General features: G+C 47.4%; 1 protein-coding gene. It reads right to left on the bottom strand.

Features of this window, described 5'->3' with window-relative positions; translation table 11 throughout:
* A partial coding sequence (locus AAEY83_RS17070) for a flagellar hook-basal body complex protein (protein WP_351061039.1) occupies positions 1-253 on the bottom strand: 253 nt, incomplete at both ends.

The raw sequence follows: 253 nt of genomic DNA, 5'->3' as shown, positions 1-253 counted from the left end.
CAATAGGCTCGCCTGACGCTATACTCGCTTTCCAACCTGTGCTGCCCACTTGTTGTAAACCTTGCGAGTTTGAAAAACGCACCATAGCCACTTGGCCTAAAAATGTTGAGTCGCCGTTACTGTACGAAGCCACAACTTTACCGTCGGCGCCAATATCAATACCCGCTAAACGGCCAACTGTTGCACCGTCTTGCTCAAGTGCTTTTACTTCAAAGCGACTTGCGTATTGAGTAGGTATTTTATTAGCTGTACC

Source organism: Psychrobacter sp. TB20-MNA-CIBAN-0197 (assembly GCF_040309765.1).
In the GTDB taxonomy this organism is placed as follows: Bacteria; Pseudomonadota; Gammaproteobacteria; order Pseudomonadales; family Moraxellaceae; genus Psychrobacter; species Psychrobacter submarinus.
Note: the sequence above shows the minus strand (reverse complement) of the source record. Positions and strands in the feature narration are given on the sequence as shown.